This is a genomic window from Desulfofustis glycolicus DSM 9705 (assembly GCF_900130015.1).
Taxonomy (GTDB): domain Bacteria; phylum Desulfobacterota; class Desulfobulbia; order Desulfobulbales; family Desulfocapsaceae; genus Desulfofustis; species Desulfofustis glycolicus.
On record NZ_FQXS01000018.1, the window covers coordinates 61,960 to 77,613 of the forward strand.

Annotated in this window: 17 protein-coding genes; 10 read left to right on the top strand and 7 right to left on the bottom strand. The window is 54.1% G+C overall.

What is annotated here, in order from left to right; all coding sequences use genetic code 11:
* Position 1: 1 nt before the first annotated feature.
* Genes bioA through BUC26_RS14415 form a run of 6 tightly spaced genes read left to right on the top strand, consistent with a single transcriptional unit; the run spans position 2 to position 4,897 of the window.
* Positions 2-1,306, top strand: a complete 1,305-nt coding sequence (gene bioA, locus BUC26_RS23765) for an adenosylmethionine--8-amino-7-oxononanoate transaminase (RefSeq protein ID WP_208609803.1) — start codon at positions 2-4, stop codon at positions 1,304-1,306.
* Positions 1,303-2,490: an aminotransferase class I/II-fold pyridoxal phosphate-dependent enzyme gene (locus tag BUC26_RS14395; RefSeq protein ID WP_244155861.1), complete on the top strand. Its 1,188-nt coding sequence runs from the start codon at positions 1,303-1,305 to the stop codon at positions 2,488-2,490. Before bioA ends, BUC26_RS14395 begins: the two co-directional genes overlap by 4 nt.
* Positions 2,487-3,167, top strand: coding sequence for an alpha/beta fold hydrolase (locus BUC26_RS14400; RefSeq protein ID WP_073377207.1), 681 nt, complete (start codon positions 2,487-2,489; stop codon positions 3,165-3,167). The genes BUC26_RS14395 and BUC26_RS14400 overlap by 4 nt, the downstream gene beginning before the upstream one ends.
* Entirely contained in the window at positions 3,157-3,933 is a 777-nt protein-coding gene (locus BUC26_RS14405) for a methyltransferase domain-containing protein (protein WP_073377208.1), read from the top strand. The genes BUC26_RS14400 and BUC26_RS14405 overlap by 11 nt, the downstream gene beginning before the upstream one ends.
* Positions 3,930-4,640, top strand: a complete 711-nt coding sequence (gene bioD / locus BUC26_RS14410) for a dethiobiotin synthase (RefSeq protein ID WP_073377210.1) — start codon at positions 3,930-3,932, stop codon at positions 4,638-4,640. The genes BUC26_RS14405 and bioD overlap by 4 nt, the downstream gene beginning before the upstream one ends.
* A 59-nt stretch (positions 4,641-4,699) precedes the next feature.
* The gene (locus BUC26_RS14415) at positions 4,700-4,897 is read left to right on the top strand and encodes a hypothetical protein (RefSeq protein ID WP_073377212.1); all 198 of its coding nucleotides are present in this window, start codon (positions 4,700-4,702) and stop codon (positions 4,895-4,897) included.
* On the opposite strand, the gene BUC26_RS14420 is transcribed toward BUC26_RS14415, so the two are convergent.
* The 7 genes from BUC26_RS14420 to BUC26_RS14450 all read right to left on the bottom strand — a co-directional run bounded on the left by BUC26_RS14420 (position 4,875) and on the right by BUC26_RS14450 (position 11,320).
* Entirely contained in the window at positions 4,875-5,540 is a 666-nt protein-coding gene (locus BUC26_RS14420) for a sensor histidine kinase (RefSeq protein WP_073377214.1), read from the bottom strand. The genes BUC26_RS14415 and BUC26_RS14420 overlap by 23 nt on opposite strands.
* A 102-nt stretch (positions 5,541-5,642) precedes the next feature.
* Complete coding sequence (locus BUC26_RS14425; RefSeq protein WP_073377216.1) at positions 5,643-6,023, bottom strand: response regulator; 381 nt, start codon at positions 6,021-6,023, stop codon at positions 5,643-5,645.
* On the bottom strand, positions 5,995-7,728 hold the full coding sequence (locus tag BUC26_RS14430) for a sensor histidine kinase (protein WP_084540687.1): 1,734 nt from the start codon (positions 7,726-7,728) through the stop codon (positions 5,995-5,997). The genes BUC26_RS14425 and BUC26_RS14430 overlap by 29 nt, the downstream gene beginning before the upstream one ends.
* Positions 7,725-7,958 carry a hypothetical protein gene (locus tag BUC26_RS14435; RefSeq protein WP_143166020.1) on the bottom strand — a complete coding sequence of 78 codons (234 nt, stop codon included), beginning with the start codon at positions 7,956-7,958 and terminating at the stop codon, positions 7,725-7,727. The genes BUC26_RS14430 and BUC26_RS14435 overlap by 4 nt, the downstream gene beginning before the upstream one ends.
* Before the next feature lie 132 nt (positions 7,959-8,090).
* A complete protein-coding gene (locus BUC26_RS14440; protein ID WP_244155862.1) occupies positions 8,091-9,554 on the bottom strand; it encodes a sigma-54 interaction domain-containing protein in 1,464 nt (487 codons plus the stop codon).
* A gap of 60 nt (positions 9,555-9,614) precedes the next feature.
* Positions 9,615-10,058, bottom strand: coding sequence for a response regulator (locus BUC26_RS14445; RefSeq protein ID WP_073377224.1), 444 nt, complete (start codon positions 10,056-10,058; stop codon positions 9,615-9,617).
* 44 nt (positions 10,059-10,102) lie between these two features.
* On the bottom strand, positions 10,103-11,320 hold the full coding sequence (locus BUC26_RS14450) for a response regulator (protein ID WP_073377226.1): 1,218 nt from the start codon (positions 11,318-11,320) through the stop codon (positions 10,103-10,105).
* A 633-nt stretch (positions 11,321-11,953) separates the two neighbouring features.
* Between BUC26_RS14450 and BUC26_RS14455 the strand changes: the two genes are divergently transcribed.
* From BUC26_RS14455 to BUC26_RS14470, 4 genes are all read left to right on the top strand, one after another.
* A complete protein-coding gene (locus BUC26_RS14455) occupies positions 11,954-12,394 on the top strand; it encodes a response regulator (protein WP_073377227.1) in 441 nt (146 codons plus the stop codon).
* A 46-nt stretch (positions 12,395-12,440) separates the two neighbouring features.
* Entirely contained in the window at positions 12,441-12,965 is a 525-nt protein-coding gene (locus tag BUC26_RS14460; protein WP_073377229.1) for a CBS domain-containing protein, read from the top strand.
* Between the two features lie 54 nt (positions 12,966-13,019).
* The gene (locus BUC26_RS14465) at positions 13,020-14,492 is read left to right on the top strand and encodes an SLC13 family permease (protein WP_073377291.1); all 1,473 of its coding nucleotides are present in this window, start codon (positions 13,020-13,022) and stop codon (positions 14,490-14,492) included.
* Between the two features lie 266 nt (positions 14,493-14,758).
* A complete protein-coding gene (locus tag BUC26_RS14470) occupies positions 14,759-15,628 on the top strand; it encodes a cytidylate kinase-like family protein (RefSeq protein WP_073377231.1) in 870 nt (289 codons plus the stop codon).
* Positions 15,629-15,654 lie beyond the last annotated feature (26 nt).

Here is a 15,654-nt window from a genome sequence, read left to right on the forward strand (position 1 = left end):
AGTGGAATCGAAATCGGAAATTCGCAGCTTGCTGGATTTTGACCGGGACCATCTCTGGCATCCCTACACGTCGATCAGCGAGCCGCTGCCGGTCTTGCCGGTGGCCTCGGCCAGTGGTGTCCGGCTGCGTCTGATGGACGGCCGCGAATTGATCGACGGTATGGCATCCTGGTGGTCGGTGATTCACGGTTACGGCCATCCCCGGCTGGTGGCGGCCCTGCAGGAGCAGGCGGCGTCCCTGAGCCATGTGATGTTCGGCGGTCTGACCCACCGGCCCGCCGTCGAGCTGGGTCGGCGGCTGGTGGCCCTCGCCCCGGACGGGCTGGAACGGGTCTTTTTGTGCGATTCCGGATCGGTCGCCGTCGAGGTCGCGATGAAGATGGCCCTGCAGTATCAGCACGCTCGCGGTCGGGCCGATAAGTGCCGCTTTGCCACGATCCGCTCCGGCTATCACGGTGATACCTTCCATGCGATGTCGGTCTGCGACCCGGTGACCGGCATGCACCACATCTTTGGCGGGGTGCTGCCGAAATACCATTTCGCGCCGCCGCCCCAGTGCGCTTTTCACGAGGACTGGGACCCGGAGGATAGCGAGGCCCTGGAGGAGTTGGTCGCCGGACACCGCGAAGAGCTGTGCGCCCTGATCCTCGAGCCGATTGTCCAGGGCGCCGGCGGCATGCGCTTTTATCATCCAAACTACCTGAAAGAGGCCCGCCGGATCTGCGATGAATACGACCTGCTGCTGATCGCCGACGAGATCGCCACCGGTTTCGGCCGCAGCGGCGCACTGTTCGCCTGCAACCACGCCGAAATCACCCCGGACATCATGTGCCTCGGCAAGGCCCTGACCGGAGGGTTCATGACGCTTGCCGCGGTGCTGGCCACCGATTGTGTCGGCCGGACCATCTCCGCGGCAACGCCCGGCGTGTTCATGCACGGCCCGACCTTTATGGGCAATCCGCTGGCCTGCCGGGTAGCGGTCGAATCGATCGATCTGCTGCTCGCCTCCGACTGGCGGGAAAACGTTGCCCGCATCGAGCGTGGCCTGACCGAAGGACTGGCACCGTGTCGGGTCTTGCCGCAGGTTGCCGATGTTCGCGTGCTCGGGGCGATCGGGGTGGTCGAATTACGGCGGCCGGTGGATGCGGCCGCCATCCAGCACCGCTTCGTCGCCAGAGGGGTCTGGGTGCGCCCGTTTGGCCGGCTTGTCTACCTGATGCCGCCCTATTGTATCGAAGACGGCGACCTGCAGACGCTGTGCGGCGCTGTTGCCGCTACCGTTGCCGAGGAGGGAGCCGGGCGGTGATATCGTATCGGCAGACGCTGGATCGGCTCGACGACGCCGGGATGCTGCGCCGTCTTCGGCCCTATGGTCGCAGCGGCGGAGCACTCATCGAAGATGGCGGTCGGGCGTTGCTCAACCTCAGTTCCAACGACTATCTTGGAATAGCAAGCGACAGCGCGCTGCTGAAGGCCTTCTACGAGACGATGGACATAAACGGGCCTTCACTGCTCGAACACTTTGCCCTCGGCACCGCCTCATCGCGCCTGCTTACCGGCGATACCGCGGTGGCCCATCGACTTGAAACCCACCTGGCCGGGCTCTACGGTCGTCCTGCGCTGCTGTTCAATTCCGGCTACCACGCCAATATCGGCATTTTGCCGGCCCTGCTCGGTAAAAATGATCTGATCGTTTCCGATAAACTCAATCACGCCTCCCTGCACGATGGCCTGCGCGTCGGCCGCGCTGCCTGCAAGCGTTTTAATCACCGTGACTACGAGCACCTGCGCCGGCTACTTGAACGTGATCGGCAGCGGTACCAACGAGCGGTTATCGTCAGCGAGTCGATCTTCAGCATGGACGGCGACTGTGCCGATCTGGCCCGGCTGGTAGCGCTCAAGCGCGAGTTCGACTGCCTGCTCTATATCGATGAGGCTCATGGTGTCGGTGTCCGCGGCGAGCTGGGGCTCGGTCTGGCCGAAGAAGAAGGGGTGCTGGCCGAGGTTGATCTTCTGGTCGGCACCTTCGGCAAGGCGTGCGGTTCGGTGGGTGCGTTTTTGATCTGCAGCGAGGATCTGCGCGACTATCTGATCAACCACAGCCGCTCGCTGATCTTTACCACCGCGTTGCCGCCGGTGGTGCTCTCCTGGAACCTGTTTGTCATGCAGCGCATTCCAGCGATGATCGAGCAGCGATGCCGGCTGAGAGTTTTGAGCGATCGTTTTCGGGCCGCGCTGCTGGAGCGGCGACTGCCGACTGCCGGCTCCACCAATATCGTACCGGTTATCATCGGCAGTGCCGAGCAGACCGTGGCCGGGGCCGGCCATCTCCGGGAGCAGGGCTTTCTTGTATTGCCGGTACGGCCACCGACCGTACCGCAAGGGACCTCGCGGTTTCGCCTGTCGCTGACCGCTGAGTTACACTGGCAGCAGATCGAGAGTCTGCCCGGATTGATTGGTGATTGGCTGGCCGGCAGCAGGACGTCATGATTGTCGATTGGTGTGCCCGCGGTGCAGGCCGCGATCTGATCGTCTTCTGCAACGGCTGGGGGATGGACCGGTGGCCGCTGAGTGGCTTGGCTGCGGAGCCGTTTGATGTGGTGGTCCTGTCCGATTATCATCTGCTTGACGAAATCGAACAGCTACGGGCGGAGTTGCTGCGTTATCGTCGCTGTTATCTGATCTGCTGGTCCATGGGGGTTTGGGCCGGCCAGCGTCTGTTTAGCCGGGACAGAGACTTGTTTACCCGGTGTATCGCGATCAACGGCACCCTGCAACCCGTCAATGATCGGTTCGGCATCCCGGTGGAGATCTTTGCGGCCACCCTTGAGGAGTTCTCGTCGTCGATCCTGGAGCGATTCTATCGCCGGATGTGCAAGGAAACCGGCGTCTTCACCTTTTTCCATGAGCATCGGCCGCAGCGCAGCCTGGCAAGTCAACGTCGGGAACTGGCCGTATTGCAATCCATCGTATCGGACGAGGCGGGGACGCCGACCTTCTATGATTCCGTGATTATCTCCGGCAACGACTTGATTATCCCGACCCGGAATCAGCAGGCCTTCTGGCAGGACCGGCGGGTCATTGAAATAGACGGTTGTCATTATCCGTTCTCCCGTTGGCAGCGGTGGTCCGATATCCTCGATCTGGTGGGCAGAGATGAGCGGTAGGGGAGGCGTCGTCAAGGAGCGGGTCGCCCGTGCCTTTCTGCGCGGCAGGCAGAGTTACGACCGCGAGGCGGTGATCCAGCGCGCCGTCAACGAGCGCTTGCTGTACCTGCTGGAACGGGGGCCAGACGAGATGCGGCGCGTTCTTGAGGTCGGTTGTTGCACCGGTATGCTCACCGAAGAGATCGTCCGTCGGCATGCCCCGGATCTTCTGTTCGTCAACGATCTGGTGGAACAATTCTTCGACACCGTCAGCGAACGGTTGCCCGAGGGCGATCGGGCGCGGCTGCAGCCGTGGTTCGGAGATATTGAACGGTGTGCTCTGCCCGGCCAACTGGACCTGGTCGTCTCCAGCTCGACGCTGCAATGGCTCGATGATCTCGATGCGTTTTTTGCCAGGATGGCCGGAGTGCTGGTGCCCGGCGGCCGGCTGATCTTCTCCATGTTCGGCCGGGAGACGCTCGGCGAGGTCACCGAATTGACCGGTGTCGGTCTGCACTATCCGACGTTTAGGCAGGTGCGGGACGCACTGGACCACCATTTTCGGATCGATCACGGTGAGGTGCTTCGCGACCGGCTGTCGTTTTCCGAGCCCCGGGCGGTCCTGCGCCATATCCAGGCTACCGGGGTCGGCGGGGTTGGCGGTTATACCTGGACACCGCGCCGGCTGGAATATTTTTGCCGGGAGTATCGCCGCCGCTTTGGTGATGAACAGGGCGTCGGCCTGAGCTATGTCAGCTATCTCTTCACTGCCGAGAAACGACCATGAACGAGCATCGACCCACCGCAGGCGGCACGATCATTATGATCTCCGGTATCGATACCGGGATCGGCAAGACCGTTGCCACCGGCCTGCTGGCGCGCTGGCTGTACGACGGCGGCCGCCGCGTGATCACCATGAAAATGGTTCAGACCGGCTGTGCCAATCTCAGTGAGGATATCGTCCGGCACCGGGAGTTGACCGGCGTACCGCTGCAGGAGGAAGATGCCGTCGGACTGACCTGCCCGTACGTCTTTCCGGTACCCTGTTCACCGCATCTGGCAGCGCGTCTCGCCGGCTGCCGGATTGAGCCGCAGGTCATCGTCGAACATGCTCGCCAATTGGCCGAGCAGTATGAGTATGTGCTCGTTGAAGGGGCGGGCGGCCTGTTCGTTCCCCTCAACGAAGCTGAGCTGCTGATCGACCTGCCCGCAGCGCAGCAGTGGCCGGTGATGCTCGTCACCAGCCCGCGGCTCGGTTCGATCAACCATACGCTGGCAGCGCTTGAGGCGCTCGAACATCGCAACATCAGACTGCAGGGACTGATCTACAACCTGGCCGACGCCCCGGACACCGATCCGCGCATTGTCGACGACTCCCGGCACCTCTTTGCCCGGCGACTGCAGGACATGAAGCGTGACGAACGGCTGTGCGACCTGCCGGCAGTAGCTTGTACCCCTTCTTATTGTGTTGATTTCTCATCGCTCTTTGATTGAAGGGGACCCTGAAGAGAGCAAACGCTTGCAATACTGAATCTGTCAAGGAGCATGGAGCAATGGTAAAGATCTGTCTCAGCTGTTTGTTCTTTCGCCTGGAAGACCGATATTCCGGACGCTGCCGTGTCGATCGCGGCAGTATCGATCCCCAGGCCTACCCGATGAAACTGCATCAGGATCATTGTGATCGCTGGCAGGATGCCGGCCAGCGCTACTTTATCCGTACCGGCTGGCTCAAGAAGCAGGATCGGCCATAATGTCCCGGGGAAGGGTCAGGGAAAATACCTCCTGCTCGTGATGAAAGGTACCGCCCAGGTGATTGATCAATGGCAGGAGCCTGGCGTCCGGAGCCGGCAGAGACCAGGATGCGTGCCGGTCAGACGGACGTATCTCGACAACAATGCTGGATGCTTGTTCACCCCCTTCGATCAGCAGATCGGCCTCTTCCTCGGCGCTGTTATATACCCGGCAAAACAGTTCATAGAGCAGCACCTCAAAGGCCATCGGCTTGGTGCGGCACTCGACAGCGGGCGGGCAGGTATGGGTGACGACAACTCGTTTCATCGCCGCCTGACGTGAGGAGAGGTCGATAACCAGATCAAGAACTTCTTTCAAATTTACCCAGGCGATGGGAACATCGCCGCTATGGGCGAAGCGATTGAGATTTTTCATGATGCCATTTGAGCGTTCAACTTGTCGCGCGATGGACGCCGTCGCTCCCTTGATTCGCTCGCCCGATACTCCCCCGTCATCGCCGGCCATTGCGGCGAGGTCTTCAAGCAGCCCGGCATTCTCGTTAATGATTGACAAGGTGTTTTTGATTTCGTGGGAAATCGATGCCCCGATTCGGGCGAACGTGTCGATGCAGATCTGAGAAATAGTTGCGTCTTGCTGTTCCATGAGGCCTCGTCCCTTCAGGGTGGTCAGGAGTGAGTAGGTGTCGCTCCGGTGGAGTATGATCCGACCGGTTGACAGGTGGCTTCCGTCATGTTCCGGCGACTGTCAACTACCGAGAGCATCTTCCATCTTCTTGATGAGACGGTTGAGATCCACCGGCTTCATGATGTAGTCGTTGGCACCGAGTTTCATTCCTTCTTTGCCGGCTTCAAACGAGCCGTGACCGGTCAGGATAAAGACCGTTAATTCGGGATGATCCTGTCGGATTCTGGCCAGGACCTCAAGTCCGTCGAGGTCCGGCATTTTCAGGTCGAGCAGCACTACATCCGGCAGGTCCTTGGCAATCGCCTCAAGGGTTGCTTTCCCGGAGTTGACTGCTTCAACGGAAAAATCTCTTAATTGCAAACGAGCCATCAGCGTTGAAGCAAACTCCACTTCATCATCTGCAATCAGTACTTTAGTCGGTTTGTTGGTTGCCTGTATCATAGTTTTCACTGTGCAATGGGATGGTGATGGTGAATGCGGTTCCCTGGCCAATGTGCGTGCGCACCGTAATATCGCCACCAAGTCGTTTGATCAGGCCGTAGGTGATCGATAATCCGAGACCGGTCCCTTTTCCGGTCTCTTTTGTGGTATAAAATGGTTCAAAGATATGGGGAAGGATAGCCTCATCGATGCCCGGCCCGTTGTCTTGTATCACGACGCGGATATCGCCGGCGATCGTGTGGGTCATGATGGAAATAAGACCGTCCTTGCCGATGGCATCGATCGCGTTATTGATGATATTCAAAAATACCTGCTGCAACTGCATCCGATCACTGATGACGGGCGGCAGGTACTCGTCCAGCTGCAGGTCCAATTTGATGCGACTGTAGAGCAGGGAGCTATCAAGAAACATCAGCACTTCCTTGATAACTTCGTTGATTTGCAATTCTTCGGCCACCACATCTGTCCTCCTGGCAAAACCGAGGAGGCGATGGGTGATCGCTTTGCACCGATCAACACTCTGGTTGATCACTTTCAGTCCGCTGGCGATCGTGTCCTTATGGTCAAAGGGGCCGGTCATACTGAGCAGATCCTCGATCAGACCTGTCTTCTGCCCGATAATGGCCAGGGGATTGTTGATTTCATGCCCGACACCTGCCGCCAGCCGACCGATCGAGGCGAGTTTGTCGGTGTGTTCCGCTTCTTTGAGCATGGCGAACTGCATATCGTCGGCACGATGAATGAGATCGGTAATGATCATCGACAAGGTACACACGATTATCATACTGAGAACCAGGCAGGTCAGTACGATCAGAAACAGCGTATTGCGGAAACTCTTCCAATCCTGTTGGTGAATGTAACTTTTCTTGAGTAGGACCAGGGTCCAGGGAGTGCGTTGTACCGTGCCGGATACTTGAAATAATTGCTCGTCGTCGGGTGATACGTCCCGAAGATCGGAGTTTCGCAGAAAGTTGATATTTGTCAATGTCCTTCCATGATACTTGGACTCGGTTTGTAAAATGCCGTCGTCATCCACCAGGAAGAGATCGTCTGAAGCGTTGGTTTTTATCGTGTTGATGAACTGTTGCAGCGTTGTGGCATCGATGGTGGCCCGCAAGACCCATTGCCGTTTAGTGATGGGGTCGAAATTGCTTACCGCGATGGCGAAATGCGGAACTTCCCGGTATCCGGTGTAGACGCGACTGATATAGAGGTGTCGTTGCAGAACTTCCTGGAACCAGGTTTCCTCGGAATAGTCGGCGCCCATAAGCGCGTATGGCCCATGATAGGCCTGCTGGATACCTGCATCGTCAATGACGCCGAGATCGGCAAAAAAAGTGTACTGACGGCTCAATCGTTCAAAAAGGGTGCCCAGGTTGTTCTCGCTGATCAGCTCGCTATATCGGTCTTCACGGGCGGTGAATTCGACGATCGAGGTCAGACTGTCGATCATGTGTTCTATCGATTTTATTTTCCCGTCCAGTTGCCATTCCACCTGTTGCAGTTCTGTCTTTCGGACCAGATGCCCGTAGTTATGATAACCAAGACCTGCGACAATCAGGACCGGCACCATCGCAACCAGCAGCATGATGACGCATAACGCTATCCGGAAGAGTTTGTAGTTCCGTCGGTGCAACTCTGTGTTCAGGGAACTCTTCAGTGATTTGGGAAGGAGATTTTCGAGAAAGACACTTTTTTTTCTCATAGGGTCAGGTGGTTGTTTGTAGAGATCGGGAGAATATCACCGGACTGCAGCGTGCCGGCCAAAAAAAGCTGTAATGCATCCTGCCAGCCGCCGATGATTGCATCTCGGATGGCGACTTTTTTCCATTCCAAAAAGTTAAAATGAAGCTCCTCGATACCGCCGCATATGAGATCGGTGATATTCTCCTCAACAATCATCTGGCAGAGCCCTTCATCGGACGGGCGTTCCATTATAATGGTTCGAGGTTCTCCGATTATTGTGCCGTCCTCAATTCTGACAATGAGAATCTCAGTGGCCAGATCGAAGCGGGGAGCGATATAGTCACCCTGCAATGGAATCAGCAATTTATTCATGACGCGTTGTTATTCGATCAGGCCGTATTTTTTCATCTTTCGCCACAATTTCATTCGTCCCCATCCCAACTCAGCAGCGGTGTTGATACGGTTGCCCGCGTGTTTCTTTAGCGCATCAATGATCATCTGGCGCTCAATTGCTACCCAACTTCCGGAGTTCTCAACAGTCTTCTCCCGTTCGGTGGCAGGTGGGACGGAAGTCGATCGGTCCGGAATCGACGGAGGGGCCGGTACCACCGGTGATTCGGTTTGTTTTTCAAAGATGTAGGGTGGCAGTTGGTCCTTGTTTACTTTTTTCCCTTTGCAGATATTGGCGCCGTACTCGACGATATTTCTCAACTCCCTGATATTTCCAGGGTAGGTGTAATTGAGCAGCGTCTGCAAGGCGCTTGGGGTAAAGCCGTCTATCTTTTTACCCAGTGCCGAGGAGAACTTTTCCAGGAAATGATCGAGAAGAAGCCGAGTATCGTTTTCCCGTTCGCGGAGCGGTGGCAAGTGGACATGGAGGACATTAAGCCGATAATAGAGATCTTCGCGAAATGTGCTGTTGCGCACTTGTTCCCGCAAGGGGCGATGCGTTGCGGCAATGATCCTGACATCGACGCTGACACTTTGCTCACCGCCGACCGGGACGAATTGGCGATCGTCAAGGACTGAGAGGAGCTTGACCTGCAGGGGGACCGGCATATCGCCGATTTCCGTGAGAAACAAGGTTCCTCGGTCAGCGATCTTAAACATTCCCGGTTTGTTCCTCGTGGCACCGGTGAAAGCTCCTTTGACATGACCGAACAGTTCCGACTCGAGAAGTCCGAGGGGGAGGGCGCCACAATTGACCTTGATAAAGGGGAACCGGGAGCGGGGGGAGTTTTTGTGGATAATTTCGGCGATTTTGTCTTTGCCCGTTCCTGTTTCACCGGTGATCAGAACGGAAGCATCCGTGTGCGCCATCAGCGGAATCAGATCAAGCACTTTTTGCATTTTCGAGCTGTGGCCGATCAGTTCCGGAACGCTATAACCGCTGGAGTCCTTGTCGTTACGGTAGGCAAGGGCACTGGTTTCTTCGACAATGACCAGCAGGCCGACAGGATCATTCTTTTCCGTCGAAAGATGAGAGATGTGGTATTGAACCGGCACCTTGTGTCGATAACAGTTCAGAACATCACCGCTCTCGGAGACGGGCTCTCGCGTTTTCAGTACCTGTTGATACAATTGTCCTCTGGCATTGCCGGCATTGCTGCGGACGACCAGTTCTCCGTGCAGGCCTCTGACCTGCTCTCCCTCACGGCCGCTCATCGCGACCATCAGCCGGTTCATGGTCACTATCCTAAATGAATTGTCGAGAATCATTGCAGGATAAGGAATTCCATCAAGAAGCGTGACGATGGCCGGCTGCCTGAACATATTTTTGATAACTCCGGTGTTCTTGCTTCGACAGGGTATCGGCAACCGATCATTGGGCATGCGTACCGCCACCGATTTCCTGCCGATTTCATGGTAAATCGTGAACCAGAGGAAAACGAAACCGGGTCCGTGTTACCAGGGTTTACTGAGAATGATCTTTCTGATCTCGTCCTTGCTTTTTTCTTGCAGGACAAGAACCCGTTTGCTTTTGGCTTCCTTTATTCGTTCAAGAAGGTGCTGGATATCGACTGGTTTTTCGAGAAAATCCTCGGCTCCAAGCTTCATGGCCTCAATGCCGGTCCGGATAGATCCTTGGCCGGTGAGCATGATGATTTCCGCTTCCGGATGATTTTGTTTGATACGTTTCAGAGTTTCCAGGCCATCCATCCCCGGCATCGCCAGATCGAGAATGATTGCATCGAAGTCCTGCCGGTCCGTCAGAGCGAGTGCATCTTGCCCTGAACTGGCTGCCGTCACTTTTAAGTGACGGGCTTCGAGCCGTCTGGAAAGCACGGCGATGAAGTCCTCTTCGTCGTCGACCAATAGGACGTTCGCGTTGATGTGTTCATCGGCCATTCAGGTATCCTCCTCTCCGGACGGGACGGTTGGCCCGGGTACTCTTACTGATCACCGTCGCGTTGCCGGACTTTTTCGTTAGCGGCCTTGATAGTGGCTGACAACTCTTCGATATCAACCGGTTTATTCATATAGGCAAACGCTCCGAGTTCCATGCACTGTTTCATGTCTTCGTTGGTGCCATGACCGGTGAGAATGATCACCTCCACGTCTGGAGCAAGTTCTTTGGTTCGTCTCAATACTTCGACTCCGTGGAGACCAGGCATCTTCAGGTCGAGAACCATGACATCCGGTTTGTCTTCGGTAACCAATTCAAGAGCATCTTCGCCATTATAAACGCCGTACGTACCGACGTCACGACTGATCAGGCGTTGGGACACGGTTTGCACGAAATCTTTTTCGTCGTCGACAAAGAGAACTTTGGAAGGAAGTTCAAAACGTTGGCGACGATAGATGGATTCGCGATATTTAGCGCTCCGTTCGACAGTGACATTCTTGACAGTGGGGATGGCCGCTACCAGATCGGTGAGTTCCTGCTCGAGTTTACTGAAGTTCAGGACGTTGTTGTCGACAATCAAGGTAAGGTTCCCGTCTTGGCAACGCACGGTCATCTTGTGGCCGGCGTCGAGGAGTCGACCTTGAGCCATGGTTTCCAAGCGCATATCGGCAATAGCCTGGCGAGAGGCGGTATTCTGGAGGACGGAGGTAGTGTGAAAATTTTTGGTAATTGTTTCGATCAACGCGGCCTGTCCTTTGTTCTCCACCGGAATGACCATGTCGTAGAGTGAACTGTCGTAGGCCTCTTTTGAAAAGAGAAAATCCGTCCAGGTGTAGGCGCTGACGTCGTGGACTTTTACTGCTTTTTTGGCGTCTCGTTTGGAGATCCCTTGGTTAACGGCATAATCGATCCTGTTTTGTTTGGTATCGACAATAAGAACTTTCAGAACATGAGTAACCCGCGCTGGAATGAGCGATGTCAGAAAACCATGGAACAAGTATTGGCGGGAATCATCAAGTCGCTCTGCCAAGATCGTTTTGAACAAGTTAACGACCTTTTCCTTTTCAAGAGTGAATTGATTGAAGACTGATGTCTTTCCGTATATGTAATTTTTTAGTCGCTCTCTATTGATATCGCATTGTCCCATTGCTTCTTCGATGAGATCGAGATCTTTGTAGACCTCCAACTCCAGATTTTTCGACAGTTCACCAACAATTTCTTCACCGGGAGTAAAGGTGCAGGGGAAAATGGCTATTGATGACATGGTTGATCCTCTTTGTAGATGGTTGATATGGTCGTTTGTCTCATGCTTTTATGTGTTTCATGAATGTTCATTTTGTTCCTATTTTGCACTATTTGTGCCAAAGATTACAGCAAGAAAAAGAATATCTATAAATACAGATATATAGCATGGTTATTCAAAGTACAAGAGGGGTTGATACAAAATGAAGCATAATTCAAAAAGTATCTATTTGTATCTTTATGTTTCTTTTTGTCATGGTGGTTATCTTCGGAGAGTCTGGTTGATAATTATTTCTTCTTCGTATTCAGTAGCTTAGCGTGATTATCCGGGTTTCGCTGTGACATCGATGGTTGTGGCGCACGTTTGTGTTGCGCGAGTGACACGCCTGCAAAGAGAAAACAGTGATGTGTATCATAAAATCCCATATAAGAACATAAAGTATCAAATAGTATCTTGCAACGTTGTGCAGAGATGCTGGTTGCTCTTTCGCGCATGGCAGATCAATATTCCTAATAACCTGTAATAAAAATAAATATTATTCTTTTTGAGAGGTGGCACGCCAGTTGCTTGCTCAGACAACAACTACGATGAGTATCAACCGGTAACTGCACTGTTTGAGAAGTGACAATCTCTGAAATGAAACAAGGAGCAGACATGAGCGATACAAAAAAGGCCCGGGTTTTACTGGTAGATGATGAGGAGGAATTTGTTTTTACGCTTTCCGAAAGACTGAAGGCACGGCAACTGGAAGTAACTGCGGTGACCCGAGGGGAAGATGCGATCGATATGGTTGACCGGCAGGATTTTGATGCGGTCATTCTCGATCTGGCTATGCCGGGCATGGACGGTCTGGAAACGCTCAAGCGTATCAAAGAGCGACGTCCTGCCACGGAAATTATCATGCTCACCGGGCACGGTTCGGTGAAAGCAGGCATTCAGGCGATGAAGCTTGGCGCCGACGACTTTCTCGAGAAACCCGTGGACATGACGACCCTGCTGAGCAAGATCGGAGAAGCCCATGACAAACACATCACGGTCCTGCAAGAAAAATCACAGGAAGAGATAGATCGTATTTTGAAAAGTCGCGGCTGGTAGACGTCCTTATCGGCTGACAATTATTGATTATCAACGGGAGACCACTATGAGTCCAGACAAAATGTCGGTACGCGAGGTAGCAATCACGCTCGATCGTTATCCGCACCTTCGTGAAAGCGAGCCGATCGGCGATGGAGTGGCCCAGTTGCTCCAACGGCGTTCGGCTGACGGCCTTCATCTGCATTATGACGAACTGCTGGTAATTGACGAGCAGCAGCGCCTGGTGGGCCACCTTTCGGTACAAAATATCCTGAGCAGTTTTTTCCCTTCCATCCTCACCCCGAACCCAGTCACGACATACGTCGGTAAAAAAGAGAGATACACAGATCTTTCCATACTGCTCGAAGATACTTTCCAGAAAGAATGCCGGCGACAAGCGACGAAAGTAGTGCGGGATTACATGTCGAAACCGCGGCGAACCATTGACGGTACCATGCATCCCTTGCACGCGTTGGAAATCATGGTCGCGGGTAATGTGAACAGCCTGCCGGTCGTTGAGCAGGAGAAATTGATCGGGGCTATCCGGATTAGCGATATTTTTCGTGTCCTGGGAACATACTGCACGTTGTAGCCGGGAGCGATCGAGAACTTTTAATCGAGGAAATCAACCATGAGTGAACTGACAATGGCGGATGCCCCCGCCACCAAAAGTTTTGCACAGTACCGGCGACTGTTTTTCATGCTGCTGGGCATGGCGCTGTTCGCCTTTATCTATTATTGCCCTCCCTGGCCGGACGCCATCGACCCGCTCGGAGAACACTTCGTCCTGAGCAAGGAAGCCAAAGGGGCACTTGCGGTGTTCGCCCTCGCCGCCACCTGGTGGGTCTTCGAGGTGGTGCCGATCGGTGTTACCAGTATTACCATCGGTACGTTGCAGGCGCTGTTCATGATCAGGTCGGCAAGCAGTGCCTTCAAAGATTTCATGGACCCTTCGGTGTTGTTTATTTTCGGTTCGATTGTCATCGGCATGGTTTTTACCAAGACCGGTTTGACCAAACGGCTTGCCTATAAAATGCTGGCCATCGTTGGTGAACGGACCAGTATGATCTATCTCGGCTGTTTTGTAATGACCGCAGCTTTGACCCACCTCATGGCGCATACCGCAGTAGCCGCAACAATGTTCCCGCTGCTGATGGCGATCAACTCATTGTATGCTGATGATGATTCTCCGACCAAGTTCGGCAAGGGCATGTTTATCGGCATGGCCTACGTGGCCGGGGCCGGCAGTATCATCACCCTGCTCGGAGCGGCCCGGGGTGCAGTTGCTCTGGGGTTCTACAAGGATATCATGGACGTGGAAATCAGCTTTTTTACGCTTTCCATGTATATGTTTCCCATCGGCTGGTTGATGGTCTTTTTGCTTTGGGGCTTTTTCATGATCATCTGCCGCCCGGAAAAAAGCCGTATCGAAGGGCTCAAGGAGCGTTCCAAGCGGATGTACAAAGAACTGGGGGCCTGGACGGGCAGGGAATTATTGACGTTAGCTGTAGTTTTCGCGACCATCCTGGTTATTGCTTTGAAAAATTTCATTCCGGCTCTTGATCCATTGAATAAAACGGCGATCATGCTCTGTTCGACGATTGCCTTCTTTTTGCTCAATATTCTCGATATTGAAGATCTTGAAGAAATTCCGTGGAATATCATCCTGCTCTTTGCCGGTGCCATGTCCATCGGTTTTTGTCTCTGGGAAACCGGCGCCGCTAAATGGCTGGCGGTTAACTGGCTGCAATTGTTCAAGGATGCACCCGGAATCGTTTTTATCCTCGGTATGGCTTTTTTCGTGATGATTATGACCAACTTCATTATGAACGTTGCCGCGATCGCCATCTCGCTGCCGGTGGCACTGGTCATCGCCCCGTACCTCGGGGTAGCCGGTGAGGTTATTCTCTTTTCTTCGCTGGTCACCGCCGGCATGCCGTTTCTCTTGCTGGTCGGGGCCGCGCCCAATGCAATTGCCTATAACTCCAAGCAATTTACGACCGGGGAATTCGTCATGTATGGCATTCCTGCATCGATTCTGTTGATGGTCGTGGTCTGGCTGGCCGTCACCGTTATCTGGCCGCTCATGGGGATGACGATTACCGTACCGGTACCCTAGCGCTGCCGGGTGGTCAGGACATGCCACCTGTGCCGCCGGCACACGCGATGCTGTCCGGGTTCTTTGCACGTTGTAAAGAACCCGGACATGCTTTGTTTTTCTCTGCTCAGCTTTCCCGGTGTTGTTTGCTTTACTATCAGATGAAGGCTTCAACGGTCCTGTGATCCGGCATGGACAATTTGACGCCTCTTCTCTGGCATAGTTTGTGCTAAACAAGTTAAAGGACGAGATTCTTGCAACCATTATCCGGTAGCTGAGGTGATGAAATGGCATCCATCGCTCTTTTTCCCAGCACCTTTGTCAGTGGCGCGACCATTGTCGGTGAGCTTTCAGGGCAACTGGGTCTTACGGTTTATACCGATCAATTGCTTGTTATCGACGTTGCCGAGAAATTAAATATTTCAGCAGAGCGCCTGAATCGTATCGTGTTCGGCCCACCATCCGCGCAGAACCGATTTACCCTGGAAAAAGAACTGCATGTAAATCTCTGTCGGAGCCACCTGGTTGAAATGTTGCTCTCCACACCGTCGAGAATTCTCTTTTACGGTCGACTTGCTTCCCTTTTTAGTCCTGAGATCACTTCCATTTTGCGAGTCTGCGTCATTGATTCCGAAGAGGATCGGATCAAGCGTGCCATGCATCAGGAGGGGTGTTCGCCGGAGCGGGCACTAGCGTTGATCGAGAAAAACGATGCCGAGCTTGCCGACTGGACGATGTTTCTGCACAACAAACCACCCTCCGACCAGAGTCTCTTCGACAGGGTTATTCAGTATCGTTCGCGTGATGTGTTTACCGTTGTCGAAGAAATTGTCAGGTGTTACACAGAGCGAGAAGCCTCTTCACATGAGCGTCCTGATTCGGTTAAGGCCGCTCTCCACAATGTTGCAATCGGCCTGTCGGTCGAACGAGTTCTTCTGGAGGATGGTTATCAGGCCCATATCCGGACCAATAGTGACGGGTTGGAATTGCTGGTTGAATCCAGTTCCTTTCATTTTCCCTGGTTGGCCGAAGCTATGGCCAAAAGAGCCCTTGCGGTTTCCGGGGTTGAGAAGATAAAAGTCAGCAAGAAGGCTTTTCGTTTTGAACCGTCCCAACAACTGACCGCCCGGCTTCCCCCGGCAGAGGTCTCTGCATGAAGAGAGCAACGGAAACCAAAGAACAA